Annotated in this window: 30 protein-coding genes, 3 pseudogenes and 1 riboswitch; of the genes and pseudogenes, 27 read left to right on the plus strand and 6 right to left on the minus strand. The window is 39.9% G+C overall.

The features are described 5' to 3' along the window. Nucleotides 1–122: 122 nt before the first annotated feature. From B1K71_RS04500 to B1K71_RS04530, 8 genes are all read left to right on the plus strand, one after another. Nucleotides 123–947 carry a HEAT repeat domain-containing protein gene (locus tag B1K71_RS04500; RefSeq protein WP_077324807.1) on the plus strand — a complete coding sequence of 275 codons (825 nt, stop codon included), beginning with the start codon at nucleotides 123–125 and terminating at the stop codon, nucleotides 945–947. A gap of 133 nt (nucleotides 948–1,080) precedes the next feature. Continuing rightward, nucleotides 1,081–1,206, plus strand: a complete 126-nt coding sequence (locus tag B1K71_RS20235; protein WP_281250315.1) for a hypothetical protein — start codon at nucleotides 1,081–1,083, stop codon at nucleotides 1,204–1,206. 187 nt (nucleotides 1,207–1,393) lie between these two features. Then, entirely contained in the window at nucleotides 1,394–1,597 is a 204-nt protein-coding gene (locus B1K71_RS19610) for a helix-turn-helix domain-containing protein (protein WP_139343298.1), read from the plus strand. 14 nt (nucleotides 1,598–1,611) lie between these two features. Then, nucleotides 1,612–1,764 (plus strand): helix-turn-helix domain-containing protein, encoded by a 153-nt coding sequence (locus tag B1K71_RS20365; RefSeq protein ID WP_139343299.1) that lies wholly within the window; start codon nucleotides 1,612–1,614, stop codon nucleotides 1,762–1,764. A gap of 238 nt (nucleotides 1,765–2,002) precedes the next feature. Next, nucleotides 2,003–2,353, plus strand: coding sequence for a VOC family protein (locus tag B1K71_RS04515; RefSeq protein WP_077324808.1), 351 nt, complete (start codon nucleotides 2,003–2,005; stop codon nucleotides 2,351–2,353). Nucleotides 2,354–2,587: 234 nt separating this feature from the next. After that, nucleotides 2,588–3,457, plus strand: a complete 870-nt coding sequence (locus B1K71_RS04520; protein ID WP_077324809.1) for an aminoglycoside phosphotransferase family protein — start codon at nucleotides 2,588–2,590, stop codon at nucleotides 3,455–3,457. Between the two features lie 253 nt (nucleotides 3,458–3,710). Then, nucleotides 3,711–4,043 carry a DUF4260 domain-containing protein gene (locus tag B1K71_RS04525; protein ID WP_428848854.1) on the plus strand — a complete coding sequence of 111 codons (333 nt, stop codon included), beginning with the start codon at nucleotides 3,711–3,713 and terminating at the stop codon, nucleotides 4,041–4,043. A gap of 106 nt (nucleotides 4,044–4,149) precedes the next feature. Next, entirely contained in the window at nucleotides 4,150–4,569 is a 420-nt protein-coding gene (locus B1K71_RS04530) for a VOC family protein (protein WP_077324811.1), read from the plus strand. Nucleotides 4,570–4,589: 20 nt separating this feature from the next. Here B1K71_RS04530 and ltrA read toward each other — a convergent pair whose 3' ends face one another. Continuing rightward, nucleotides 4,590–6,398, minus strand: coding sequence for a group II intron reverse transcriptase/maturase (ltrA, locus tag B1K71_RS04535; protein WP_175631833.1), 1,809 nt, complete (start codon nucleotides 6,396–6,398; stop codon nucleotides 4,590–4,592). 704 nt (nucleotides 6,399–7,102) lie between these two features. Here ltrA and B1K71_RS20370 point away from each other — a divergent pair. The 9 genes and pseudogenes from B1K71_RS20370 to B1K71_RS04575 all read left to right on the plus strand — a co-directional run. Continuing rightward, nucleotides 7,103–7,186, plus strand: a pseudogene (locus tag B1K71_RS20370) (VOC family protein); the annotation flags it as partial. A 659-nt stretch (nucleotides 7,187–7,845) separates the two neighbouring features. Then, a riboswitch (TPP riboswitch) is annotated at nucleotides 7,846–7,956 on the plus strand. A 123-nt stretch (nucleotides 7,957–8,079) separates the two neighbouring features. Further along, nucleotides 8,080–8,673 carry a thiamine phosphate synthase gene (locus tag B1K71_RS04540; RefSeq protein WP_245799158.1) on the plus strand — a complete coding sequence of 198 codons (594 nt, stop codon included), beginning with the start codon at nucleotides 8,080–8,082 and terminating at the stop codon, nucleotides 8,671–8,673. An 11-nt stretch (nucleotides 8,674–8,684) separates the two neighbouring features. Beyond that, nucleotides 8,685–9,851: a glycine oxidase ThiO gene (gene thiO / locus B1K71_RS04545; RefSeq protein ID WP_077324813.1), complete on the plus strand. Its 1,167-nt coding sequence runs from the start codon at nucleotides 8,685–8,687 to the stop codon at nucleotides 9,849–9,851. Next, complete coding sequence (gene thiS / locus B1K71_RS04550; protein ID WP_077324814.1) at nucleotides 9,848–10,051, plus strand: sulfur carrier protein ThiS; 204 nt, start codon at nucleotides 9,848–9,850, stop codon at nucleotides 10,049–10,051. Before thiO ends, thiS begins: the two co-directional genes overlap by 4 nt. A gap of 1 nt (nucleotide 10,052) precedes the next feature. Continuing rightward, the gene (locus B1K71_RS04555; protein ID WP_077324815.1) at nucleotides 10,053–10,817 is read left to right on the plus strand and encodes a thiazole synthase; all 765 of its coding nucleotides are present in this window, start codon (nucleotides 10,053–10,055) and stop codon (nucleotides 10,815–10,817) included. Then, a complete protein-coding gene (locus B1K71_RS04560; RefSeq protein WP_077324816.1) occupies nucleotides 10,817–11,833 on the plus strand; it encodes a thiazole biosynthesis adenylyltransferase ThiF in 1,017 nt (338 codons plus the stop codon). Before B1K71_RS04555 ends, B1K71_RS04560 begins: the two co-directional genes overlap by 1 nt. Nucleotides 11,834–11,847: 14 nt before the next feature. Beyond that, nucleotides 11,848–12,111, plus strand: coding sequence for a PTS sugar transporter subunit IIA (locus B1K71_RS04565; RefSeq protein ID WP_077324817.1), 264 nt, complete (start codon nucleotides 11,848–11,850; stop codon nucleotides 12,109–12,111). Next, nucleotides 12,111–13,445, plus strand: coding sequence for a PTS galactitol transporter subunit IIC (locus B1K71_RS04570; RefSeq protein WP_077324818.1), 1,335 nt, complete (start codon nucleotides 12,111–12,113; stop codon nucleotides 13,443–13,445). Before B1K71_RS04565 ends, B1K71_RS04570 begins: the two co-directional genes overlap by 1 nt. Beyond that, the gene (locus tag B1K71_RS04575) at nucleotides 13,442–13,726 is read left to right on the plus strand and encodes a PTS galactitol transporter subunit IIB (protein WP_077324819.1); all 285 of its coding nucleotides are present in this window, start codon (nucleotides 13,442–13,444) and stop codon (nucleotides 13,724–13,726) included. Before B1K71_RS04570 ends, B1K71_RS04575 begins: the two co-directional genes overlap by 4 nt. Before the next feature lie 364 nt (nucleotides 13,727–14,090). Here B1K71_RS04575 and B1K71_RS04580 read toward each other — a convergent pair whose 3' ends face one another. The 3 genes from B1K71_RS04580 to B1K71_RS04590 all read right to left on the minus strand — a co-directional run bounded on the left by B1K71_RS04580 (nucleotide 14,091) and on the right by B1K71_RS04590 (nucleotide 17,283). Then, nucleotides 14,091–14,837 (minus strand): anti-sigma factor, encoded by a 747-nt coding sequence (locus B1K71_RS04580; protein ID WP_077324820.1) that lies wholly within the window; start codon nucleotides 14,835–14,837, stop codon nucleotides 14,091–14,093. Continuing rightward, the gene (locus B1K71_RS04585; protein WP_077324821.1) at nucleotides 14,821–15,399 is read right to left on the minus strand and encodes an RNA polymerase sigma factor; all 579 of its coding nucleotides are present in this window, start codon (nucleotides 15,397–15,399) and stop codon (nucleotides 14,821–14,823) included. Before B1K71_RS04585 ends, B1K71_RS04580 begins: the two co-directional genes overlap by 17 nt. A 159-nt stretch (nucleotides 15,400–15,558) precedes the next feature. After that, nucleotides 15,559–17,283, minus strand: coding sequence for a YVTN family beta-propeller repeat protein (locus tag B1K71_RS04590; protein WP_077324822.1), 1,725 nt, complete (start codon nucleotides 17,281–17,283; stop codon nucleotides 15,559–15,561). Nucleotides 17,284–17,580: 297 nt separating this feature from the next. Here B1K71_RS04590 and B1K71_RS04595 point away from each other — a divergent pair, with 297 nt between their 5' ends. The 5 genes from B1K71_RS04595 (at nucleotide 17,581) to B1K71_RS04615 (ending at nucleotide 20,727) form a co-directional block, all read left to right on the plus strand. Further along, on the plus strand, nucleotides 17,581–18,000 hold the full coding sequence (locus B1K71_RS04595; protein WP_077324823.1) for a DUF6220 domain-containing protein: 420 nt from the start codon (nucleotides 17,581–17,583) through the stop codon (nucleotides 17,998–18,000). Between the two features lies 1 nt (nucleotide 18,001). Continuing rightward, the gene (locus B1K71_RS04600) at nucleotides 18,002–18,202 is read left to right on the plus strand and encodes a DUF5957 family protein (protein WP_077324824.1); all 201 of its coding nucleotides are present in this window, start codon (nucleotides 18,002–18,004) and stop codon (nucleotides 18,200–18,202) included. Between the two features lie 74 nt (nucleotides 18,203–18,276). Next, nucleotides 18,277–19,365 carry a sensor histidine kinase gene (locus B1K71_RS04605; RefSeq protein ID WP_077324825.1) on the plus strand — a complete coding sequence of 363 codons (1,089 nt, stop codon included), beginning with the start codon at nucleotides 18,277–18,279 and terminating at the stop codon, nucleotides 19,363–19,365. Then, nucleotides 19,362–20,048 carry a response regulator transcription factor gene (locus B1K71_RS04610; RefSeq protein ID WP_077324826.1) on the plus strand — a complete coding sequence of 229 codons (687 nt, stop codon included), beginning with the start codon at nucleotides 19,362–19,364 and terminating at the stop codon, nucleotides 20,046–20,048. The genes B1K71_RS04605 and B1K71_RS04610 overlap by 4 nt, the downstream gene beginning before the upstream one ends. A 172-nt stretch (nucleotides 20,049–20,220) precedes the next feature. After that, nucleotides 20,221–20,727, plus strand: a complete 507-nt coding sequence (locus B1K71_RS04615; protein WP_077324827.1) for a hypothetical protein — start codon at nucleotides 20,221–20,223, stop codon at nucleotides 20,725–20,727. A gap of 110 nt (nucleotides 20,728–20,837) precedes the next feature. Here the strand turns inward: B1K71_RS04615 and B1K71_RS04620 are convergent. Continuing rightward, nucleotides 20,838–21,050 (minus strand): annotated as a pseudogene (locus B1K71_RS04620) (pyrroline-5-carboxylate reductase family protein); the annotation flags it as partial. Nucleotides 21,051–21,068: 18 nt separating this feature from the next. Here B1K71_RS04620 and B1K71_RS20375 point away from each other — a divergent pair. Next, nucleotides 21,069–21,221: pseudogene (locus B1K71_RS20375) on the plus strand (DUF6141 family protein); the annotation flags it as partial. Nucleotides 21,222–21,416: 195 nt separating this feature from the next. On the opposite strand, the gene B1K71_RS04625 reads toward B1K71_RS20375, so the two are convergent. Next, nucleotides 21,417–21,878: a hypothetical protein gene (locus tag B1K71_RS04625; RefSeq protein WP_077324828.1), complete on the minus strand. Its 462-nt coding sequence runs from the start codon at nucleotides 21,876–21,878 to the stop codon at nucleotides 21,417–21,419. Between the two features lie 300 nt (nucleotides 21,879–22,178). Here B1K71_RS04625 and B1K71_RS04630 point away from each other — a divergent pair, with 300 nt between their 5' ends. From B1K71_RS04630 to copZ, 4 genes are all read left to right on the plus strand, one after another. Continuing rightward, nucleotides 22,179–22,799, plus strand: coding sequence for a CGNR zinc finger domain-containing protein (locus tag B1K71_RS04630; RefSeq protein ID WP_077324829.1), 621 nt, complete (start codon nucleotides 22,179–22,181; stop codon nucleotides 22,797–22,799). A gap of 165 nt (nucleotides 22,800–22,964) precedes the next feature. After that, the gene (locus B1K71_RS04635) at nucleotides 22,965–23,267 is read left to right on the plus strand and encodes a metal-sensing transcriptional repressor (protein WP_077324830.1); all 303 of its coding nucleotides are present in this window, start codon (nucleotides 22,965–22,967) and stop codon (nucleotides 23,265–23,267) included. 13 nt (nucleotides 23,268–23,280) lie between these two features. Further along, on the plus strand, nucleotides 23,281–25,665 hold the full coding sequence (locus B1K71_RS04640) for a heavy metal translocating P-type ATPase (protein ID WP_077324831.1): 2,385 nt from the start codon (nucleotides 23,281–23,283) through the stop codon (nucleotides 25,663–25,665). 48 nt (nucleotides 25,666–25,713) lie between these two features. Beyond that, nucleotides 25,714–25,923 (plus strand): copper chaperone CopZ, encoded by a 210-nt coding sequence (gene copZ / locus B1K71_RS04645; RefSeq protein ID WP_077324832.1) that lies wholly within the window; start codon nucleotides 25,714–25,716, stop codon nucleotides 25,921–25,923. The last annotated feature ends 246 nt before the right edge of the window (nucleotides 25,924–26,169 follow it).

Genomic DNA, 26,169 nt, shown 5'->3' on the forward strand with positions numbered 1-26,169 from the left:
ATCAGGAATAAGTATGTGTACATTTTTGGCACATCGGGCCATTTTGAGGAATAAGAAGGGCTGTACTAAAAAGCAGATCCATTTGTAAAAATGTCATAAGCCTCTAAAGGAGGAAAACTAGTGTGCAGATCATAAAGGATTGGGAAAAGGCTTTTTATAACTCAATAAAAACAAACAACCTGGCTAGAGGTTTAGATGTATTAAATTCACAAATTTCATCACATAGAAAGACGCCAAAGACATCCATTAAATCAAAATCCATTAATATAATCAAGGATTATTATGGGTATGATAAAGAGTTAATTTTTGAATTTGCTACTCACTATATTAATTATAATGATTATACAGCTGATGAAATTTCTACAAAACTGTTGGCGTTTTCTTATCCCGTTAATACTACTAAAGTCAACCATGCACTTCACAGACTTGCTGACAGTAAAGACTGGGAAGTGAGGGAATGGGCGGCAGGAGCCTGCGGAGAAATACTGTCTGGGTATTTCAATGATTTTTATCCAACAATGATATCTTGGACAAACGACGAATCACCAAATGTAAGAAGAGCTGTTATAATTGCAGCCAAATACACGGCCAAGACAAAAGATGAAAAATATGCAGAACCATTACTTGATCTCATTGAAAATTTACTCACCGATAGTGATTCGTATGTTAAAAATAATTTAGGTCCATTTGCTATTGGTGACGGATTATTGAGGTGTTACCCGCAACAGGTTTTAAGTAGATTGGACGAATGGGTAAAGATTGAAAACGATCATGTGAAGTGGAATATCGCAAAGATTTTTTCCACAGCTGAAGGGGCCAAATATTATAAGACAGCTAGAAAATTGCTTAATGACTTAGAAAAGGATGATAGCCACATTGTAAGGAGAGGCGTGAAATCTGCCAAACACCAGTTAAGAAAGCGCCTACCAGAAACGATTGATATTTAAGATCGAAAGATGCTTATTGTAACCGACTGCCCATCTTCATCAATGGGGCGCGCTTGCGGAACTAACGAATACTTTTAAAAAGGTAGTGCTTATTTAAAAAATATCAATTATATAATAACATAGGGGTGATGAAGTGGATAAGCAAATTTTTGATCTACTTACCGAAATGAATAAAGAAATGAAAAGTATGAAATCAGATATTCATACTTTAAAATCGGAAATGCATAATCGATTTGATGCTGTTGAAGCCAAACTATAAGGTGTTGGTGGGTAGTTTGAATTAACTAATGAATCAAGAATAAATGAAATGGATTTTATTGTTGACAAGGTAAATAAGATGGAGAAAGAACTTTATATTTTAAAAAACAGGAATAGTAACTAAAGAGCTAAAATGGTACCGACCTCCAAAAGTTAGAGTAGAAAACTAACTTTTGGAGGTGTTTTTTATGGCCAAATATAGTGAGGCATTTAAAATAAAGGTTATTACCGAGTATTTGTATGGAAATCTTGGATATAAATTATTAGCGAAGAAATATAATATGCCCTCTCAAACACCATTACAAGATTGGGTAAGGGTTTATAAAACACAGGGGTTGAAGGGATTAGAACGAAGAAAAGTGAAGGAAGTGTACTTGTTCAATTTAAATTAGATGCGATACAATTTATGTTAAAGACAGGTGCTTCTTATCAGGAAACTGCTGAACAATTTCGATTAAATAATCCTTCATTAATTCAGCGTTGGGTGAAAACATTTAGACAAGGGATACAGGGCCTGAATTCAAAGCCAAAGGGGCGACCTTCTATGTCTAAAAAATGAAACAAAGAGAAAAAACTGACGCGTGAAGAAGAATTAGAACGGGAGAATGAATTACTAAGATTAGAAAACGCATACTTAAAAAAGTTGAGAGCTTTTCGGGCGCCTATCTGGAATAAGGGGTGCCCTTCTTTCTGTATTTGTAGACACATTTAATTGAATTCGATTTTCAAGAGAAATTGAATTTTGACAAGGATTATTTGAGTGATTGTAGAAATTAATAGCATTGGAGGTGATAAGAATGAAGGTTAAACGAATTGTTGCCAATGTGGAAACACAGGACATTACAAAAGCTAAGCACTTTTATGGGGAAATTCTTGGACTTGATCAATTAATGAATATGGATTTTATAGCGACATATGGATCGCATGAAAAAATGGAAACGCAGATTAGTTTTCTTTCAGAAGGTGGTTCCGGCACTTCGGTACCTGATTTGTCAATTGAAGTTGATGAACTTGATGATGCATTAGCCCGCATAAGAGAAGCAGGAATTCCAGTTGAGTATGGACCAGCTAGCGAGCCATGGGGTGTACGCCGTTTTTTCGTTAGGGATCCTTTCGGTAAGCTTGTCAATATTTTAATCCATCTATAAATGAATGCATTGATGCAGCATAAGACTTTCAAGCAAAGTTTGATAATCATGTTGTTAAAATGGATATAAGGTTGTGAACGAATGTATTTAATCTAATGGGGATGCTCCATGAAACTTGATCTAATCTGAGGGGGGACAATATGATGAATTTTACGGGATGGAAACATCAGAACGTTTGTGAAGTACACGACGGTTGCGGGTTCTACATCAGAGCTACGGAGGGGGGAGCGTGCGATGTGTGAGAAGATGCACGTTGACGAATTGGAAATTGACGAGCGTCTTGTACGTAGTTTGCTTGTCGATCAGTTCCCACAATGGGCAAAACTGCCCCTACGTCGGGTCGAGCCAATTGGCACGGTAAACGCTATTTTTCGACTTGGCGACGAATATTCTGTTCGGCTCGCACGGAGGACAGGACCGACGACACCAGGAAGTCGCGAATTCACATGGCTGCCAAAACTTGCACCATTAGTTTCGCTTGATATCCCTATGCCTATCGCTCAGGGGCGTCCCAATAACGAATACCCATGGTTTTGGGAGGTACATACCTGGGTTGATGGCGATACAGTGCCTATAGAGGAGATTGATGAGATTCAGGCAGCGCGTGATCTTGCAGAGTTCATCGCAGCACTACAACAAGTTGATTCATCGGCAGGGCCGTTAGGACGTGGCATTCCTTTGGCACAACTGGACAAGGACTTTCGATACTGGCTGACACGATTTGATGGCGACCCTGCAGTTTCTGCTGTTTGGGAGTCGGCTATTGCTGCGCCTCCGTGGAACGGTCCTCCTGTTTGGCATCACGGCGATCTAGATGTACGTAACTGGCTTGTACGAAATAAGCGCATTAGCGGTGTGATTGATTGGGGTGAAATGGGCATCGGCGATCCTGCGTGCGATGTAATGGTCGCATGGAAGTTACATTCGCCAGTGGCGCGTGATGCGTTCCGTGAGGCTTTTCCGATGGATGACGCTACGTGGACGAGGGCGCGTGGATGGGTAGTATTACAGGCAGTCGCAATCCTTGCTTACTACACACCGCAAAACAATCCGGTTCTTTATAATGAAGCGAAAGCCTGGCTTGATCTAGCGCTGGGAGACTAATTGTTTTGAATGGCGAAGTGGGGGAGGCTCCTTAATTATTCATCTCTGAAATGGAACATAGGGAGGAATTTGTCTAAGACAATTCAGTGATTTTAGGATTAAGACATAACTTATTTATGCCATAATACGAACGGGCGCCAGAAACGGATAAGACCTGGGCTCTTTCTTGGTTTGTTGGGCAATTTTGTAAGTAAATGATTTTACTATTGGGATTAATCTCTGAAAGGGGTGAGGTTCCCTGAATAAATTTTTATTGCATATTGAGGGGTTAGTGGTTCTGGCATTAAGCATTTATTTTTACTTCCATCTGCAATTTAGTTGGATTGTGTTTGTGATTTTATTGTTAGCACCAGATTTGTCAGCACTCGGGTACTTAAAAAATATAAAGGTTGGTTCGGTGCTGTATAATTTTTTCCATACATACAGCATTCCAGCAGTAATAATGATATGCGGTTTATTGATACATAACAGTATTGCTTTAATGATTAGCTTAATTTGGATAGCGCATCTCGGGATGGATAGAATGCTTGGCTATGGATTGAAATATCCAACAAAGTTTCAAGATACTCATCTTAATCGTGTCTGAGTGGTCTTCAATTAAAGGGCGCTTTTCCCTAATAATAGCGCCAATATGACGTAATACGAAGGGCCATTCTGCGGAATAAATCTTGAATAAAAAAGGAGATTGTTTCATGACTAAGGGATTATTTCACCATATTGAGATATACGTTTCAGATTTAAAAAGGTCAACTGAGTTTTGGGGATGGTTTCTCGAAGAGCTCGGATATACTACTTTTCAGGAATGGAATGGCGGACAAAGCTGGAAATTAGAAGATACTTATATCGTCTTTGTACAAACAGAAGAAAGGTTTTTGGATGTCCCATATCATAGGTGTCGGGTTGGTCTTAACCATTTAGCATTTCACGCAGATTCACGGCAACATGTCGATGAAATGCTTGAAAAGCTAAATACTAAAGGAATCAATATTCTTTATGAGGATAAGTTAGCAATAGGTAAGCCTTTGAAATTATCTCCAGCTTTTCCCCTGCTCCACACCAAGGACGTGCCAGTTTCCCAGCATCCGGCGCTCCATCTACCGATTTATAATTGATTATAAGTTCTTCGTTACTTTTAGACGTGAGATAATTCTACCTCTTCCAGCCCGCATTCCATTCGGTATTGATTTAGTTTCTTTATTATTGAGTAGTTCAATCCGAATTTCTGTGTCTCGGATGCAATTATTTCGTTATCTTTACGATGTATAAGCCGATGTATGTCTTTATGAAGAATACGAAGATTGTTAAACCTATCCGTTCCTCCAAGATGTTTGGGTGTATAATGATGACAGTGAACTTCATAAGCAGTTAAATTCCAACCTGTGATTTCGCATTTGCCTATTTTCATACTAAAACGACTAATGCGATTATCCATGTACTCAACTGTTCTATCTGGGAGATTTGCCTTCATTAGTACGCTGATTTCAAATTCAATATTTGGCTTTAATTTATCGTAAATTTTCTTTCTGCCTTCTTCTGTAAAAAGAGATAATGATGGACTAAAGTTCATGGCATTTACTGTTTTGACGTTTCCTATAGGAAACAGGTGTACAGTGGCAATTTTGAACGTTTTAAATCCTTTACTATAAAACTTCTTATAGGTTGAAGTAGGATTGATTGGATGTCCATATTTCCCAACAGTACGAAGGCGATTGTACAGAAAGGCCTTTAGATCATAGGCAAGACGTGAGAATTCTGGATTGACATGTGTAGCTCTGTTAAAATAATTGTGAATACCTAAAACAAAACTGTTAAAGCGTAAAGCATTTTGGACTGTAGGGGAGTCTTTCATCCTTCGGATGTGCATTTTAGCTTGTTCTTTAAGTTTCTCCCGTTTCTTACGTTTGATGCCTGTATGGGCAACCCTTTTATCCTTCTTTATATTGGCTTTAATGGTAAACCCTAAGAATTCGGATTCTCTTTTTCGCAAATTCACAATCTGCGACTTTTCTGGTGAGATATCCAGTTTTAAACGTTCTTTAATATATAATCTAACTGCATGGTACCACTTTTGGGCTGTTTTTCCATCTCGGCAGAGAATTTTAAAATCGTCCGCGTAGCGGACGAGGTAACCTTCTTTGAGGTTTGAACGTTTCTTCGCATATCTTTCTCCAACTTGAGATTTATAGTTTTTCGAGAGGGGGAAAAACTCCCACTGATCTGCAACCCACTGGTCTAAATCATTTAATACAACGTTCGATAATATCGTTGATAAGATACCGCCCTGGGGTATACCTTTAGATGGCACTCCTTCTTTATCAATTTCAGCTTTTAGCATCTTAGATATACAAGCTAATACTTTTCTATCATGGATGCCTAAATTCCATAACTGTTTGATGAGAAGTGTATGATTAACATTATCGAAAAACCCCTTGATATCAATGTCCACAACATAATGAAGCTGCGATTGATTAATTAGGAATTGTACTCTTGCCATAGCATTATGAGTAGACCGTAACGGTCTGAATCCATAGCTATGTTTATAAAAATGGGCTTCAGCAATTGGCTCAAGAACTTGTTTAAAACACTGTTGAATGATACGGTCAAGAATGCATGGAATGCCAAGTGGTCTTAATTTACCGTTTTCCTTTTCAATCCATTTTCTTCTGACCTTCTTAGGATGATAGTTTTTTAGTTTTGTTTGAATTACGTTCACTAATTCATTTTCCGTAAGCCTTTTGATATCTTTGATGGTTTTTCCATCTGTGCCAGATGTTTTCGACCCTTTATTAGATTTGACCATCCTATAAGCTAGTATAATGTTCTCTCGTGATGTAATCATTTCATATAAATGGTTAAATGAATGGTTGTTACTAGCCCTCTTGTGTAAATCCGTAAAAGTTTCCGTCATATTGTAGTAATCCCAATATCTCAAAGTTGACACTGTGGCATCCCTCCCAAAGAGTGATGTTCCCACATTCCTACCCGATCGGTGTCATTCACGTGAAGAAAATAATCATTCTAATTCGCTAGACTTGGGGCTGTTCCTCCACTCCCATTACAGAGATTCATCAGTCGTACCCCTACCTTCGCAAGGATAAATGTATTTCGACTTTCGCCTTATTACAAACGTTTCGGATGACAGTCCTTCTTTCAACGTTCCTTACTTCCCAAGTACCTTACAACGTAGCTATCCATTTTAGACGTAGGTGCTTCCTTTAAGCCTGCGAGCACGATACCGCCATTGTTCGGTATAGCGTATTTCAGAGGGCGCAGTTTTACTCTACACCACTCGCCCCAACGTTAGCTGGGACATAGCTTTACACTATGTTCAAACTTTAGACCCTTACATTCGGAAGTTTGTCAGTTCGCTTCTAGTGGAACATTCTCACCGTGTCTACTTTTTCAGCCATCCGGCATATCAGTTAGCATACCTTTTCCAATTGGAATGGATTTAGCCTTCCTTCTGCCGACTCTACCTGTGCTTCGTACCCCATGAACTGTCATTCATGACGCACGCAGGAATATTGATGGGATGGTTTCAGGAAACATGGTTCCATCATTCCCATCCTCCGTTGTAACGTTAAAATTAATAGAATTCCCCGCATGTTCACCCTTGAGAGGGTTTATAGCGGAACTTGTCGCGCGCACCCATTTGTCGGGGATGAAAACTATTATGCCCTTTATTTTGAAGACCCTGATAGAATAAAAGTAGAGCTTGTTGCACCTTAAGCTATCTTCCTTTATACGATCGGGCGCATTTCTGGATTTGAAGGAACTGCGCCTTTTTTCATGATAAGGGCAATTATGGAATAAGGATTGTTAGTCGTTTCACATATGATGCTATTCCTAAGGAGCACACTTTATCAGAAATTACACAGACAAAGAAAGTAGAATCATATACAATAATATTGTTTATGATTTTAGAATTAGAAAGGTGAATTTTATGATAAAAGGTGAAAACATACATATACGGACATTTAATAACGATGACGCTCAATCTATGCTGAATTTACAAAAAGGAAACCGTAATTTTTTCGAGGTACAATCAAAGGGCAACTAGAAAGGATGAAAAAGGCTAACGAAAATATTAAACAAGATGAGGACTATTATTTTGGGATTTTTGAAAATGATGAGAACAAGCTAGTAGGTACTATCAATCTTTTTCATATCTTTTTCATATTCTCCGTGGATCATCCCAAAGTGCTGTTATCGGCTACTTCTTAGATGAAAAATATTATAATGCCGTAAACTGGGTAATTTAGAAGCAATTTCTTTATTCACCAAACGAACGCGCTCATTGAATAACTCCGATCTTCCAACTGATAAATTAATATGTTGACTTTTTTCGTAATCTATATTAGCTTAGAATTCAATAATTGAATATTTTTGCAGACCACTAGGGGTGCCTTTATAAAAGGCTGAGATCAGAGTGATTGACTTTGGGACCCTTTGAACTTGATACGGTTGATACCGGCGAAGGGAAGTGGTGGGACGGATGCTGTTTATTTGTTTTTCAAAATATTTACGGTCGTTCAAACCACTTCCTTATGTTTGGGGAAGTGGTTTTTTATTTTATCTCTATTTCTTATAAAAAGGGGTGAATTGATATAGCAGAACTTCATGTGATTTCCACGGGAAAACAGTCGCCGGGGACACTGGCTGGGATTCTTGAAAAAATACATCCGTATGTTGACTTTTTTCATCTAAGGGAAAAGCGCTGGACAAATCAGGAGATGGTTACAACAATACATCTGTTTATTTCCAAAGGGATTCCGCTTGAAAAAATTATAATTAACAGTCGTATAGAGGTTGCACAGAGTATGCATACACATGGTGTCCAACTGACACACACTGCGGATGTGGAAATGGTGCGAAAAGCGCATGGTTCACTGTATATTGGCTGTTCAGTGCATTCTTTGGGAAGAGCTGTTTACGCGGATGAACATGGTGCTGACTTTTTGCTTTATGGCCATATTTTCGAAACGCAGTCAAAGCCGGGGCTGAAACCCAGGGGCTTGAGCAGTTTGAAAAATATTGCTCAGAATACAAAGACACCAGTGATTGCGATTGGCGGGATAACGCCTGAAAATACTCCGGTTGTGGTTGAAAACGGTGCAACAGGAGTAGCGGTATTGTCAGGTATTTTACTGTCAGATGATCCAGTTAAGGCTGCCCAAAAATATCGAAAAGCTTTAGATGAAAAGCGCTTGAATTAGGGAGGGAAACGATGAAACAGCATTATGATGTCATTATTGTCGGCGGGGGAGTTATCGGCTGTTCTGTTGCATTTCAATTGTGTAAACGAGATTACCGTGTACTGGTAGTTGAAAAAGACAGTCTGGCGGGAAAAGCCTCAGGAGCTGCGGCAGGAATGTTGGGAGCGCAGGCGGAGTCGGAGAAGAATAATCCGTTGTTTCCAATTGCAAAAGAAAGCAGGGCGATGTTTCTCGGCTTGGCTGAGGAGCTCCGATCATTGACCGGTATCGATATCGAACTTATCCAAAGTGGTATTTTGAAAATTGCCCGGACGAACGAGGAAGCTGCTGAATTTAAGGATATTGCTGCATTTCAGCAAAAGCTGCACAAGGCAGATGACCATCAAGTTAAAGTCTCCAAATCTACTAACAGGGTTGCGCAATGGCTTACTCCGGAAAAAATTCTGCAGCAGGAGCAGGTACTTTCCGAAAACCTGTCTGGCGGCTTATGGTTGCCGGAAGACGGTCAGGTAAACCCGCCGCTTCTGACCAAGGCATATGCACAGGCCGCCGCGGTTCTGGGGGCAAAAGTAATGGAATATACAGCTGTACAGGGTCTTGTAATCGAATACAATTGCGTTGTCGGTGTGAAAACCGGTACAGAGACCATTTTTGCGGATGAAGTTATTGTGGCGGCAGGTGCATGGTCCGAACAACTTCTTAATAACACAGGATTGAAGCTGGATTCTTATCCTGTTAAAGGGGAATGTTTTTCCGTCCGTCATCATGGCCAACTTATCACGTCCAGTATTTTTTCAACAAGCTGCTATATTGTCCCAAAAGTCGGTGGGCGAATAATCATTGGGGCTACCCAAAAGCCGCATACATTTGATGAAACGGTCAGTCTTAATAGTCTGTTACGTCTAATGGAAGATGCCGTATCTATTATCCCGGCATTAAAGGAAACCAAATGGGAAAAAGCGTGGGCTGGAGTCCGGCCGCAAACAGGTGACGGTTTGCCATATTTGGGAAGGCATCCGCGATTGGGAGGGCTAAGCCTCGCTGCCGGCCATTACCGAAATGGGATTTTGCTGGCTCCAATCACAGGCCTGCTAATGGCTGACTTAATGGATGGTAGCGAGATTGATAGTGTTTTCCGTACTGACCGGATGTTGACGCAAAAGGAGGGGTCTACATGAAACTTGTCATCAATGGCAATGATATTCAGTTGGATGAAAGTGTGTTTACCATAACAGATGTCATGGACCATTATCATATCGACAATAAGGTTGTGATTGTTGAGCATAACGGGGAAATAATCGACCAGTCGATTTATTCGAAACGCACTTTAGCAGACGGCGATAAAATTGAATTCGTACAATTTGTAGGAGGCGGTTGAAATGTTGACAATTGGAGAAAAAAATCTAAAGTCACGATTACTGTTAGGTACAGGAAAATATCCGGATTTTGACATGCAAAAGAAAGCTGTGGATGTGTCAGAAACGGATGTATTAACATTTTCAGTTAGAAGAATGAATATTTTCGAGCCATCACATCCAAATTTTCTGGAAAAATTGGATGCTAAAAAGTACCATTTATTACCGAATACTGCAGGTGCGAAAACAGCGGAAGAAGCGATACGAACAGCAAGATTAGCCAAAGCATCCGGCCTTTGCGACATGATTAAAGTCGAGGTGATCGGTTGTGACAAAACACTACTGCCCGATCCGGTGGAAACGTTAAAGGCAACAGAAGAATTGCTGAAGGAAGGCTTTACGGTATTGCCATATACGTCCGATGATCTTGTCCTGGCGCGAAAGCTTGAAGAACTCGGAGCACATGCTATTATGCCTGGTGCATCGCCAATTGGATCCGGCCAGGGGATTCTCAACCAGTTTCAATTAAGTTTGATCATTGAACAGGCGAATGTACCTGTCATTGTTGATGCAGGTATTGGGTCCCCTAAAGATGCGGCAATAGCCATGGAACTTGGTGCTAGCGGAGTACTATTGAATACAGCTGTTTCTGCCGCCGACGATCCAGTCAAGATGGCGGAAGCGATGAAATATGCCATAAAAGCAGGCCGCCTCGGTTATGAAGCGGGACGGATTGCCAAAAAGCACTATGCAACAGCAAGCAGTCCGATGGAAGGAATCAGTGTTTAATGGACGAACGGTATTCCAGACAAATCCTATTTCCGGGCATTGGTGAATCGGGGCAGCAGCTGTTAAAAGAAAAACATGTACTGATTGTCGGTGCAGGCGCACTCGGAACCGGTAATGCCGAAATGTTAACACGTGCAGGAATTGGAAAGCTAACTATAGTGGATCGTGATTATGTGGAATGGAGCAATCTGCATCGCCAGCAGCTGTATACCGAAAACGATGCACGCGAACGAATTCCAAAAGCAGTCGCAGCAAAAAGAAGGCTGAAGCAGGTGAACAGTGACGTTTCCATTGATGCACAAATAATGGACGTAACACCGCAAGAGTTGGAGCGTATTTGCGATGGGATCGACTTAATTATCGATGCAACAGACAATTTCGATATCCGGATGATGATGAATGATATTGCGCATAAGTATAAGGTTCCATGGATTTATGGCTCCTGTGTCAGCAGTTATGGAATTAGTTACACAATTATCCCTGGAGTTACACCATGTCTGCACTGCTTGATGCGGCAGGTTCCGATTGGCGGGATGACATGTGATACGAACGGAATAATCAGCCCCGTGGTACAGATGGTCACAGCCTATCAGTCAGTGGAGGCATTGAAACTGTTGACAAAGAATGAGAATGCACTACGCAACAGGCTCGTTTCGTTTGATTTATGGACCAATCAGCATACTTCCATAAATGTGGAAAAACTGAAAAATAAGGATTGCCGGACTTGTGGCGAAAGGCCGACATATCCGTTTCTGGCATATGAAAACCAGACAAAAGCCGCAGTCCTGTGTGGCAGAGATACGGTCCAAATTCGGCCGAAAAAACAAGGGGACCGTGATTGGGAAAACCTCGCATTTAACTTATCCAAAATTGGAAACGTCGAGCAAAACCCGTTCCTTTTGTCGTTTACAACCGACGGCAATCGGCTGGTTCTCTTTCGGGATGGACGTGTACTCGTGCATGGAACGAATGATGTTGTTCACGCAAAAACGTTGTATAATCGTTATTTTGGCTAAAAGGTGGGCAAATAATGAACAGCTCGGAAATTGAAGTAATGAATCTTAACGCATCGACGGATAAAGAAGCACCGAAGTACATGGGAGACTACTTGGTAAATCTACAGCTGGTAACCACCAATTTTCCGGAAAAAGTCATCGAAAGGGAAGGGGAACTGCCTACCAGATTACCAGTTAAACCTTTTGGAGTTGCTATTCCACATACAGGCCCGGAATATGTTTTCCAAAGTAAACTTCTGATTGGGGCTTTGAAACATCCGGTTGTTTGGGGGAGCTGATGGTGAAAATTTTACAATGGTTTGTTGATTTGGGAGCGGCCGTCATGCTCCCAATCATTATTTTTCTTTTTGCACTACTTCTTGGTACAAAGATGAAAAAGGCAATCCGATCAGGGCTCCTTGTCGGAATCGGTTTTGTTGGTATAAATTTGGTTCTAAATCTATTGACCACCACAATGGGACCAGCAGCAAAATCGATGGTTGACCACTTCGGCTTAGATTTACATACCATTGATGTCGGGTGGCCGGCCGCCGCTGCAATTTCTTATGGAACTGCACTCGGCAGTCTTGCCATTCCAGTTGGTATCGGAGTCAATTTTATTTTACTGATTTTCGGTCTGACCAAAACATTGAACGTGGATATTTGGAATTATTGGCATTGTGCTTTTACAGGTTCACTCGTATTTGCATTAACAGATGATTTTGCTTTAGGGCTTTTTACGATAGCGGTTCATGTGTTGATCATTTTTTGGCTGGGTGACATGGTAGCCCCTGATATCGAATCCTATTTTGGCTATAAACGGATGACATTTCCACATGCTACATCTGCACCATCCTACTTTTTAGCCAAACCATTAAATGCAGTATTTGATCGGGTTCCTGGATTGAATAAGGTGGAAGCAGATCCCGAAACCATACAAAAACGATTTGGTATATTGGGTGATACAACCGTCGTTGGTGTCATACTTGGACTTATCATTGGGGTACTGGCAAACTATTCCTTCCAGGAAACATTGCAGCTGGCTATACAAACAGGGGCGGTGATGGTTTTACTCCCGAAAATGGTTTCCCTTTTAATGGAGGGATTGAATCCAATTTCCGAGGCAGCAGGAGAAATGATTAGGAAAAAATTTCCTGGACGTGACCTGTATATCGGAATGGACAGTGCAATAGTGGTGGGGCATCCGGCTGTGTTGTCAGCGTCACTGTTAATGGTACCCATCACATTGGTGCTGGCAGTTGTTTTGCCGGGGAATCGTGTCCTCCCATTCGGTGATCTTGCAACCATTCCATTTTTAGTATGCCTGATGATTCCCGTGTTCAAAGGGAATATTATCCGTACAGTGATTGCAGCAACAATTTACCTGAGTGTCGGGCTGTACATAGCCACATGGATTTCCCCGCTGTTTACCGAAATGGCTATGAACGCAGATTTCGATATGGGAAGCAACTCAAGTATTTCCTCACTCGTTGATGGCGCTGTATGGACAACAGGGGTATTCGTTGCACTTGGAAAAATGCTGAACTGGTTTGGAATCGGATTGCTCGGCATCGTCGCACTGAGCGGATTGCTGTATGTGAATAAATTGAAGAAAAGAGGGAACAAGACATGAAAAAAGTGTTGGTCATTTGCGGTACAGGTGTTGCTACATCAACTGTTGTTATGGAAAAAATACACGATATACTGGAAAAAGAAGGATTTTCCGGGGAGGTGGAACTTCATCAAGGCAAAATAAACGACGCCATCCATAATCAGGAAGACTATGAATTTATTATATCGACAACTATCGTTCCAAATGACGTGAATGTTGATGTTGTTGATGCCGTACCATTGTTAACCGGGATCGAAGCAGAGGAAGTTTATGATAAAGTTTTGAGGAAGATAGGTGATTAGCTTAACCTCTGTATGATTATTGGTAAAACCCATTAGATTTTGGAAAAAAATGATGTACTTGTGTAAAAATTGATTGATTTTCAGTCTTCCACAATACGAAGGGTGCAGTATTGAACAATTCTATGCAGAAACAGGGCATCCAACAGAATAAGTATTACCTCAATTTTTCAATAATAAACAAACTTTTTCACTCTTTTTTAACCCTGGGTAGAAAACTGAAGCTTCCTTCTACAATAAGTTTAAAAGGCTGGATGCTTTCCTATAGAGAATTTATGAAATTCCGACGGGAATACATAAGTCTTGAAAAACCCGTCAGTAATGCTGTTCCTAACGGGTTTTCAAACATTTAATTCATAAGCAATCCTTATGAGGCTCCAATCACTTTTTTCCCGCGGGGTTTAGCCCCATTGGCATCCGGTTCCAGCGTAATACCGATGTTCCCAAAGGTATAGTCCATATCGGGCATCGGAAACGTAATCATCCCTTTGCCATTTGGAGCGGGACGAAACGTTCCGGCGTTTTTACGTTTGCCATCGTTCAGCAGCCAAACCTGATAGGCCTGTTCCCCCTCTGTCATTGGTAACTGATTCAGATGGATGACAAGTGTACGTCCATTTTCACTCTCTATAACGGCAGCATAACCCTGGGCGTCGCTTGAAGCAATGACAGATTGCAGTTCTAAAGTCCGGATGACCTTAACGGATGAATCGGCATATTTTTCATATTCCGAAAGTGCCTGATTTAATTGGATATTTTGATAGATTAAAACAGCTACTACAATAAATAACATGGCTGTAATTGACAAGGCTAAAGGTTTGAAATGTTGTTTCACATTGTGCTTCCATTTTAAATAAATCGTTCTAGAGCCGTCTTCTTGAGGGGGCTCTGTTTTTCCATTTGTAAAAACAAAATCCATCACTTCCGATTTTAACTCAGGCGGGACACTGGCTTCTTCAACCTCGGAGGGAAGTGCAGACCATGCTTCCTGGAGTTCCTTTAATTCGGCTGAGCATACTTGACATTGTGATAAGTGATCTTCAAAATTCTCACGTTCTTCTTTTGTCAATTCACCGTTAAGATAGGGTACTATCTGATCACATTTCTTTGTCATTCATCACCCCTCCTTCTGTCCCGAGATAATACCGCAGCCGCTTTAACGATTGGTGCAAACGACTTTTAATTGTTCCCACTGGTTGGTTTTCAAGTTCCGCAATTTCTGTTAAAGAATAACCATCCCAATATAACATTGTAATCAAGCGTCTCTGCTCTTCGGATAGCTTACTTTTCGCTTCTTCAACTTGCATTTTTATCAGCTTGTTTTCAATATCTATTGGGGTGTACTCTGACAACTTGAGAGATTCGTGAAGAACGGCCTGTTGCGTTTTTTTCTCCAAATTTTTTTCCTTACGAATATAATCTATTGAAATGTTTCTTGTTATGGTGATTAACCAATTGACAAGTTTTCCTTTGTCAGATTCATATTTATTGCTAGTAACCCATATTCTCAAAAACACTTGCTGCACAACCTCTTTTGTTTTCTCTTTGTCGCCTCTCATAGCTTTCAAAGCATAACTGTAAATAAGCTTTATGTAACGATCATACAGTTCTTCAAAAGCTGGACGGTGTTTTTGAGCAATTAATTCCATCAATTCCAGGCCTGATTTGTCTTCCATTGCACCGTCCCCCTCCATTATTTTTGTTTAAATTTATCATACAGCCTGCTATGAGTAAACGGATTCATTTTGGATTCGTAATTTGAAGGGAAGATGTTGCAATACAAATAAGGAACTGTCTTGATTGGACAGTTCCAGCACTTGTTGATCAGTTTTAACTCAACCGCCTTCAATGGTACTCACAAAAAATGGAAATTCCTTTGTTGTTATATTGTTCACGACTTCATTTTTTGTCGTATCGATAACAGCCACTTCATTTTCCACGCTGACTGCCACATAAACCTTGTCACCGTTTGCTGTTACGGTAATTCCATGGGGCCCTGTTCCAACTGTAATTTCCTTGATTTTCTCTCTTTTTGAAAGGTCAATAACGGAGACAAAATCTGTTCCAATGTTCGCCATGTAGGCATATTTTCCATCCGGAGTAATATCTATCACGTGATGACCAATGCCAGTTGGAATCGTTTTTACTATTTTATTTTTGCCAAGATCGATTACCCCTGCCGCGTTCTTGCCCGTTAAGGAAACAAGCAATGTTTTGCCATCCGGAGTAATATTGATGTTATGTGGAGACCCATTGACCCCTTTAATCGTATTAACTACCTTTTGGGTGGAAGTATCAATTACGGATACAGAATTTGAACCTGTATTTGTAACATAAAATTTGCTGCTGTCCGGACTGGAAACACCATTATGGGGGGATTTCCCAACTTCAATTTTCCCGACTGGCTTCTTCGATTGGGTGTCAATAGCAGTAACCGTACCTTCCCCTTCGTTAATCACGTACGCCCATTTACCATTGGGTGTAAAATTGACTCCTTTTGGCGTTTTGCCAACTGGTATGGTTTTAACTACTTGATTGGTATGGGTGTTTATAATTGAAACATTTTCTGATCCACTGTTGACCACATAATCGTATTTTCCGTTTGGAGAAACTTCATTGTAAGTCGGTTTCTTTCCAACTTTAATCGTGTCAATGACCTTATTATTATTTGAATTAATCACTTGAACCACGTTTGCATCACGTTCATTTACATACACCAAAGGTATGTTACCAGACCCCTTTGATTGGGTAACTTGTTGGGCGGAAGTTATTTTTTTCTTGAACTGTTTGAGCTTGTCTGCGGTTTCATCAACCAGCTGTTTCACTTTATTAACATCTGGCTGATTCTTTTTTGATTCTGCGATAAGCGGATATAAACTTTTTTCGATATTTTCATATGCTTTAGCGTTATGTTTTTCAATATCCTTCTCAATCGGTTCCCAGATTTCCGACAGGGTCTTTCCTTTTTCGTTTATTTTTTTGGCATTATCGGGTGATGATGCCGCTGTATTTTTTAAATCTTGAAGGGTGGATAATACCTTGCCTATCCCTGCTGATAATAACGCGGACTGTCCTTTGTTGATGTGTTTTTGAAATGTTTGGTCATTGACCACATACCAGACATCTTTAACTCCTTGGCCATTTACATCACCTTTTTCTTTATCTTTAACAAAGTAATAGAGTGGATACCCTCTGTACGTTGTTTGTTTTTCACCGGTATCTTGTCTGGTGATGGTTCCGAAGTTACTTTTGTCATAGCCTTCAGGCGCATTGACATCTTTGGTATAAAACGCTGGCCAGTTTTTGAGACACTTACCTTTGCAATTGCTGACACCTTTTTTGTCCTTTGTAAAAATATAGAGAGACATGCCTTTCGAATCCGCCAAATGCTTGCCGACCTTTTCATTTTCAATCACCTGCAGGCTGGTTTTTGCATCCCTTGTTTTTTCTTTACTTTGGTCTCCATTGTCAGCAGCATCCTCGCTGTCACCGGAACACGCGGTAAGAACCAATGCTACTACCAAAACAGTTGCCAAGAACCATAATTTTTGTTTTTCCATATAAACACCTCCAAAGAGTTTTCTTTCACTTAAGTTAACGAAAGAAAACAATGGGTGGTTTGATATGAATCTTCAATTTTTCATTAAATTAATGAGAAATTGTTTTAGAAAGGTTATAACCGATATTTTGAATTTAAAAAGGAACAACATTCTCTATAAAGCAATCGGGTGCTATTCACTTTAGGAGCTACCGTTTTTTTTCTTATTTTATTTAAGAATTATTTAAGAATTAACTAAGGGTGATTTTAGAATTGGGTTGTAGGATAGATACAGAGTTCAAACCTGGGAGGGAATAAATTGGAGACGATAAATCAGAGAGTTCGTATAGGTAGAATTATTTACCTTGTGCTAGCCATTATTTTTGCAATAAGTGTTACTGCTCAGATCTTTTTGGCAGGCATGGCTATCTTTATAAGTCCGGTGAATTGGATGAAGCATATGACATTCGCCCACTTATTTGGATTTAATCTACCGATTTTCATGTTTGTCTTTGCATTCATCGGTGCATTACCACGCTGGGCGTATTGGCAATTGTTTGGGGTTCTAATTTCGATATTCCTCATGTATTTTACTGCGAATATTACCGCTGTTTTGCCATGGTTTGGTGCGATGCATCCTGTCTTCGGCGTTTTATTGTTTGTGTTGTCCTGCACCATAGTATTAAAGGTATGGAAAATCATATTCCATAACAAAAATAATCAGAAAGGAGAAGCATAGTATGAGAGTCTTTTTAGGAATACTTGTCGGTTTAATCGGAGGATTTGTTCTTGGAATTGCGTTATCCAGTTTTATTGGAGTGTTGGGAATGATATTATTTAACGAACCGGTTGGAATTAAGTATCTTTCTTATTTTACTGCCATTATCTGCGCAGTTGTTGTACCGATGATGGACCAAAAGAATCTGAAATCAGGCAAGTGATATGCTAAACTTCTCTTAACGACTGGTTGAAGTTCACAGCTGCTGGTGACAACTGATGTGAGTGGGTGATGGTTATGTCCATTAAGAAACGATTAATACTATCTAATATAGGAATGATTGTGCTCCCAATTGTTGGATTTTTGTTAGTCGAAATAATATTAGGATACGTTATGTTTGTTATTTTTGACGGCAGTATGGAAAGTCCGGATTTACAACTATTTTTAAGTTTCAGATTGATTGCGATTGTACTCATTTTGGCTATTACAAATGGTTTACTGACGTATTACGTATCTAGGAGTATCATTACACCGATAAAGCAACTAACCCTTTCGGCAAGGAATATCAGTGAAGGCGATTTGGAATATAGCGTGGCGACTAATAAGAAAGACGAGATTGGTGAGCTTTCCAATACGTTTGAAGCTATGAGGTTAAGTCTGCAACAGGCAAAAGAGGATCAATCGAGGTATGAGCGCGACCGCCAGGAGTTGATTGCGAGTATTTCACACGATTTATCAACACCTTTAACCTCGATAAAAGGCTATGTCAAAGGAATTCAGGATGGGGTTGCGAATACACCAGAGAAACTGGAACGGTATATGGCTATCATTTATAGAACGGCCGATGATATGGATGGTCTTATTAATGATTTATTTCAGTATTCCAAATTGGATATTGAACAAATTCCGTTTGAGTTTGAAGATGTCGATTTATACTCTTTTTTCACTGACTTTATTGATGAATTGGCTTTTGACCTGGAACAAGAAGAGGGAATGGCTACTCTAATGGCCTGTAAAAATGATGATTATATGGTGAGAGCGGATCGTGAGCATTTAAGACGCATCGTGACCAATATCGTTCAAAACAGTCTGAAATATATGGATAAGAAGCGTAAGAATATGGAGGTTTATTTAAAATCTGAGTCCCAACAGGTTACAGTTGAAATTAGTGATAATGGAAGTGGGATTGCTCAACAAGATATTCCCCGCTTGTTCGAAAGCTTTTATCGAACGGACGCTTCAAGGAATTCTTCTACGGGAGGCAGTGGACTCGGGCTGGCCATTGTAAAAAAAATAATTGAGGAACATGATGGCAAGGTTTGGGCAGAAAGCGTTCAAGGAGAAGGGACAAGTATTTATTTTACACTAAAGAAGGTGTCGTCTTGAAAAAGGTTTTAATCATTGAGGACGAAATGCGTATTGCTGAATTGGAAAGAGATTATTTAGAAGTTAATGGGTATTCTTCTGACATTGCAACAACTGGTGAAGAAGGGTTGAAACTGGCTAAAGAGAACAATTATGACCTTATAATTCTTGACTTAATGCTGCCGGGTGTTGATGGATTTGATATTTGCAGACAACTTCGCAACAGGTTGGATATTCCTATTTTAATGGTGACAGCAAGAAAAGAAGACATTGATACAATACGCGGGTTTGATCGTGGTGCTGATGATTTTATCCGGAAGCCCTTTAATCCAAGTGAACTGGTTGCGAGAGTGAAAGCTCATTTGACCAGATATGAACGGCTCGTTGGAAAGAATCGTCAACCAAATGAAATTCGTATAAAAGGTCTGCACATCGACCTGGATTCACGCAGGCTATATGTCAATGAAGAGGAAAAAGAATTACGTGCAAAAGAGTTTGATTTATTAGTTTTGTTTGCTTCAAATCCAGACCGCGTGTTTACCAAAGAAGAACTATTTGAGCGGATTTGGGGAATAGACTCATTCGGTGATATTACAACCGTAACCGTCCATATTAGAAAGATAAGGGAAAAAATAGAGGAAGTCCCCTCCAATCCTAAGTATATTCAAACAATATGGGGAGTAGGCTACCGGTTTAAAAAATAAATTAGAAATTATGAAAGCGAAGTTCATGGAGAACTTCGTTTTTTTTACGCCTAAATATAATTAAGGATTAGTTAAGAATTGTATAAGAGGCAGTTAAGCTTTCTTGATTATGATGGGTTTAGATAAATAAACAAGGGGCATATCCCTGAATCTCTAATAAGGAGTTTTGATTATGTTAAAAAAATTTACGTTTGGAACAGTTATCGCCCATCTCTGGGTTCAATGGATTTTGATGGGGAGTATTTTGGTGGATACGTTCATGTTATATCCGAATATTTTTCATAACATTCCTGGATCGTTAGAGCTTGGAATGGAATTTATGGCAGTGGCAAGCCCACATACCTATTTTCCCCCTTTAGGAGCAGCAAGTATTTTAACAGGAATTTTAGCGTTGATACTAGCTTGGAATACGAAGCCAGCCCGATATTGGGTTTTATTTAGTATCACCATGATTGTTTTAGAAGGAGTGACTTCCATCGTGTTTGAATGGCCGCGTAATGAGATTTTGTTTATCGAAGGCGCCGATATTCATTCTGTTAGAATCCTGAAACAAACAGCACAAGAATTCCTTATCGCTCATGGATTTCGCGTCGCCTTTAACATCATCGGTTCCATTTTAATGTTTGTTGGGTTTATCAAGTACTACCAAGAAAGTTTTACTCTTAAACGGACGAACTAATAAACTTATTGTTGTCTTATTAATTTTCGCACAATATAGTTCTCTGATTGGGCGGGAAATGGAATATCCTTCCACTACTTGGATGGAAGAATATTTATATTTGTTTATTCTTATCCCATTGTTTTTTGACGGCATGCTTCAATGGCTTCAATTATTAAGTGGCTCAAATGGTTTGTGTCTAGTACCTCTAAACCAGCAGCTGTTGAACCGCCGGGAGTGGCAACCTCATCTGCAAGATCAGCGGGGGGCGCATTTGTTTTCAGCATTTTCGCAGAACCAGCAATCATGTTGGTTACAAGCTTTCTTGCTTGTGCCTCACTGACACCTAATTCTAATGAAGGGGAATTCGTTTTAACCTAAGGGGTGAAACAGCTTATAACTTAAATGGCGGGAAAGGTATTAAATTAAAATTGAAATATGACAAAATAGTAATTGGCAGGCAAAGACCGAATGAATTAAAAAAAGCAATCGATTTAGCTCAAAACGGACAATAGATTGGATGGTTTTTCAAATAGCCCTGTTTTAAAAAAACATTCATCTGATATTGAATTGTGGTATAGGCTATTTAAGAAATACGGGCAAATCGTTTTTCCGATGAATGGCGCTTTTCTCAATAATAATTAGGATCCCGCCTACTATCATGTAGGCGGGATTATTTATTTCTGAAGTGTGTATGAGTTTTAAATGTTTTATTGAGAACTCTTAACGGCCTTTACCATCTGGCGTATGGCTCCGAGGTGGTATGCAGAATGGGCAAGAGATCCAAGAGCCTCATTGATTGTTTCGGTGTTCCAATCAATGGAATCAATGTTTTTCATAAGCGTGAAGTATTCGTTTATTAATCCATCTTTGATTTGGTTCCATTGGGTTTCATTCACTGAGGTAATCCTCCAGCTCTCTCCCCAATCCATTTCCGGTTGTGTTCCATTCCTTAAGACTTCATTGGTTCCCCATAAATAATAGCGAGTATGATCGGCGTGTGCTGCAACTGTCGTCCCGTGAACTGACATTGAAGCTTCTTCTGAAGATAATTGCTTGAGTGTCTCAAGTATGGCAGTGTTTGGATCTGTAAACATACTTCCAACACCTTTTGGTCCTTCGAAAGCCTCCTTTAATCGCTCGTTAACTGCAACTTCCAATAAATGATTCATTTTATTCCTCCTTTTATTGTGAATGTAATCACAGAAGAAATTTTATGATTACATTTAAGATAGCCCAAATATTTTGTAACCCTTTCCATAATATCTCAGAATAGGTCGCTTGGGATAGCCACGACGAACGCCGCATCATGCCGCCGCCCCTAGATGTATAACCTTCTATATTAGTATTGATGGTTATATTGTATAGCGATTGATTCTAACTGTCAATACATTTTATAATGGTTATATGAAAAAATTCAAAATTCTATTGATGACTGACAAAATAATCACAGTAAGACAAGGAGAAATTACATGTCTGATATAAATAAAGATGTACACAAGCATGATTTACTCGGTGGACGTTTGTGTTTGGATTTTGCCAATACAGTAAGTTGGCACGATAGCAGTGAGAAATCAGAGGAGTTGCTGACAAGTTACGAGAAGCTGGTTAACTGGAGTGTGCATGCCAATATTCTTAAAAAGCAGCAATCGCTTTCCCTGCTAAAAAAAGCAGAAAGACAACCTTCTGAGGCAAAAGAGGTTCTTCAACAAGCTATTGAGCTGCGGGAATCGATTTATCGAATATTTAGTTTGGTAGTAAACAATGAAACACCAGCGTCTGAGGATCTTTCTATTTTGAATGAGGCCTTAAGCAATGCTTACGGGATGATACGGGTAGTCCCTGGCGAAAATAATTTTTCATTGGAATTTTTGAATTGTGAAGAACAATTAGACGGAATGCTTCCACCAATTGTTCAATCCGCTATAGACATTCTTATTTCCGAAAAAGAATTAAGTAGAGTGAAAAAATGTGAAGGGGATCCGTGTGGATGGCTGTTTTTGGATACAAGCCGCAATCGCAGCAGACGCTGGTGTTCAATGGCAGATTGCGGGAATCGTGCTAAAGCAAAGCGATTTTATCATAAAAAATAATATTTCTAATACGGAGTTATTTTACCTCTAAAAATCTATCTTTGCCCCAAAAGGGCATGTCATATATAAATTTTTGCCTATTTTTACAAAATAAAAAGCAATCAATTGACACACAATACCATATGGAGGTATAGTATAAATATAAACCAAAAGGATGTGATTTATTTGGATAAATTCTTGCATGATCAACCAAGTAAACCAAGAACACGAGATGAAAAGGAAAAAGTCATTAATCGTTTAAAGCGTATAGAAGGTCAAGTTCGCGGAATACAAAAAATGGTGGAAGAGGATCGATATTGTATGGATATTTTAGTGCAAATAAGTGCTATTCAATCTGCATTAAAAAATGTTGGTTTCTCTGTAACGGAGCGGCATATTAACCATTGTGTCAGTGATGCTATCAAACAAGGAGAAGGAAAAGAAACCATCGAAGAATTAATGAGTGTCATGAAGCAATTTTCCAAGTAGGGAGGGAGCCGCGATGAACGAACCAAAACATGCAACACTCGGCATAACAGGAATGACCTGCGCTGCTTGTTCCAGTCGTGTTGAAAAAGTTTTAAATAAAATGGATGGGGTAGAAGCCCAAGTCAATTTGACAACTGAAAAGGCAACCGTCGATTACGACTCAGGAAAGGCTTCTATTGAGGATATTACGAAGAAAATAGAAAATACAGGTTATGGTGTTCAGACGGAAAAGGCTGAATTTGATGTTACGGGGATGACTTGTGCAGCTTGTTCCAGCCGTATTGAAAAAGTTTTGAATAAACAAGATGGCGTTAAGCACGCAACAGTAAATTTAACAACGGAAAGTGCGGCAATCGAGTATAACGCCGGATTAGTTGATCAAAAGGCTTTGATTGAGAAGATCCGAAAAATTGGTTATGATGCGAAACCAAAAGCGGAGGCGGTGGAAAAACAATCCTTTAAAGAAAAAGAACTGCAGCGTAAGAGGACAAAGCTTATCATTTCAGCTGTACTGTCTGCGCCATTATTAATAACAATGCTCGTTCACTTATTTGGCATGAATCTGCCGGGCATATTCATGAATCCATGGTTCCAATTTGCTCTGGCAACGCCTGTTCAATTTATTATCGGCTGGCAATTTTATGTTGGGGCGTATAAGAACCTTCGCAATGGCGGGGCGAACATGGATGTGCTTGTTGCATTAGGTACGAGTGCCGCTTATTTCTACAGTTTATATGAAGCACTGAAGACAATCGGCAGTCCAGAGTATATGCCGCATTTATATTTTGAAACGAGTGCTGTATTAATCACATTGATTTTATTTGGCAAGTATTTGGAAGCAAAAGCAAAAAGCCAGACAACGAATGCACTGTCCTCTTTGCTTAATTTACAGGCAAAGGAAGCCCGTGTTTTAAGAAATGGCGAAGAAATAATGATTCCGGTTGAGGAAGTTATTGTTGGTGACCGATTAATTGTAAAGCCAGGTGAGAAAATACCTGTAGACGGTATGGTTGCAAAGGGAAAAACATCAGTTGATGAATCGATGATTACAGGTGAATCAATTCCTGTTGAAAAAAAAGCAAACGCTGCTGTTATCGGATCGACGATAAACAAAAATGGTTCGATTGAAATGGAAGCGACAAAGGTAGGTAAAGATACTGCTCTTGCATCGATTGTCAAGGTTGTGGAAGAAGCTCAAGGATCGAAGGCGCCAATTCAACGTTTAGCAGATGTTATATCCGGCTATTTCGTGCCGATTGTTGTAGGAATTGCCGTTCTGACATTTATCATATGGATCGCGTTTGTCCAGCCTGGTGAATTGGAATCTGCCTTAGTAGCAGCAATTGCCGTACTTGTCATTGCTTGTCCATGTGCTTTAGGATTGGCGACTCCAACATCGATAATGGTAGGGACAGGAAAAGCTGCCGAAAGCGGAATCTTGTTTAAAGGTGGAGAACACCTGGAAAAAACGCATCAATTAGAGGCAATAATCCTTGATAAAACAGGGACAATTACAAAAGGAAAACCTGAAGTAACAAACTTTACAGGTGATGAGGAAACATTACAATTACTCGCGAGTGCGGAAAAAGGTTCCGAGCATCCGCTTGCAGAGGCCATTGTTGCGTATGCAACAGAGAAAGACATTGATTTTGTGGAAGTGGATGAATTTAATGCAATACCCGGTCACGGTATTAAAGTTAAAATTTCCGGAAAACATGTGCTTGTTGGAAATCGAAAATTAATGCAAGATCATCATGTCGATGTTGTTGGTATGGAACAAGATTTGATTGATTACGAAGTTGAAGGTAAAACAGCAATGCTGATTGCCATTGATGGAAACTATCGTGGTATTGTCGCAGTTGCAGACACAATCAAAGAAACTGCGCCGCAAGCAATTAAAGGGTTGCATGAACAAGGCCTGGAAGTGATCATGCTAACGGGTGACAATGACCGGACAGCACAAGCGATTGCAAAACAAGTAGGAATTGACCATGTGATTGCGCAAGTATTACCTGAAGAAAAGGCGGATAAAGTTAAGGAAATTCAGGCACAAGGTAAAAAGGTGGCAATGGTTGGTGACGGCGTGAACGATGCACCTGCATTGGTTACTGCGGATATTGGAATTGCCATCGGAACCGGTACAGAAGTGGCGATTGAAGCGGCTGACGTTACAATTCTTGGCGGAGAACTTTTGCTTATACTGAAAGCCATTCAAATCAGTCATGCAACCATTCGGAATATCCGTCAAAACCTTTTCTGGGCTTTCGGCTACAATACGGCGGGAATTCCTGTTGCAGCAGTCGGCTTGCTTGCACCGTGGATTGCCGGTGCTGCAATGGCGTTAAGCTCTGTCAGTGTTGTTTCCAATTCCCTTCGATTGAAGCGGGCCAAAATATAATGAAAAGCTGATAATGCGTTTGGATTTTTGAAAGGGGGTGAAGACAGTATGAAAAAGGTGACCTTGGATGTACAAGGAATGTCATGCGGCCATTGTAAATCATCTGTTGAAGGTGCTCTTAACGGGTTAGATGGAGTCAGCAGTGCTGAAGTTGATTTGGCCAGTGGAAAAGTAGATGTTACGTATGATGATGGGCGGGTCACACTGGCAGAAATGCGTGAAGCAGTGGAAGAGCAAGGTTATGATGTTGTGGCATAACTTAATATATGGGCTGATTCCTTGGATGGGATCAGCTTGTTTATTTGGGTATAGTACTTTGTATTGAAAGCAGCAGAACGCATAAAGTGAAATCCTGATAAAAAGCTGAAAGTGCCTGATAACAGTATCAAAGTGACTGATAAAAAGCTGAAAGTGGCTGATAAATGTCCCAAAGTAACTGATAAGAGTAGAAAAGTGACTGATAAAATGAATTTTTTCCTGCAGACAACAGTGGAAAGGGTTGAT

The organism is Virgibacillus siamensis (assembly GCF_900162695.1).
Lineage (GTDB): Bacteria > Bacillota > Bacilli > Bacillales > Amphibacillaceae > Lentibacillus > Lentibacillus siamensis_A.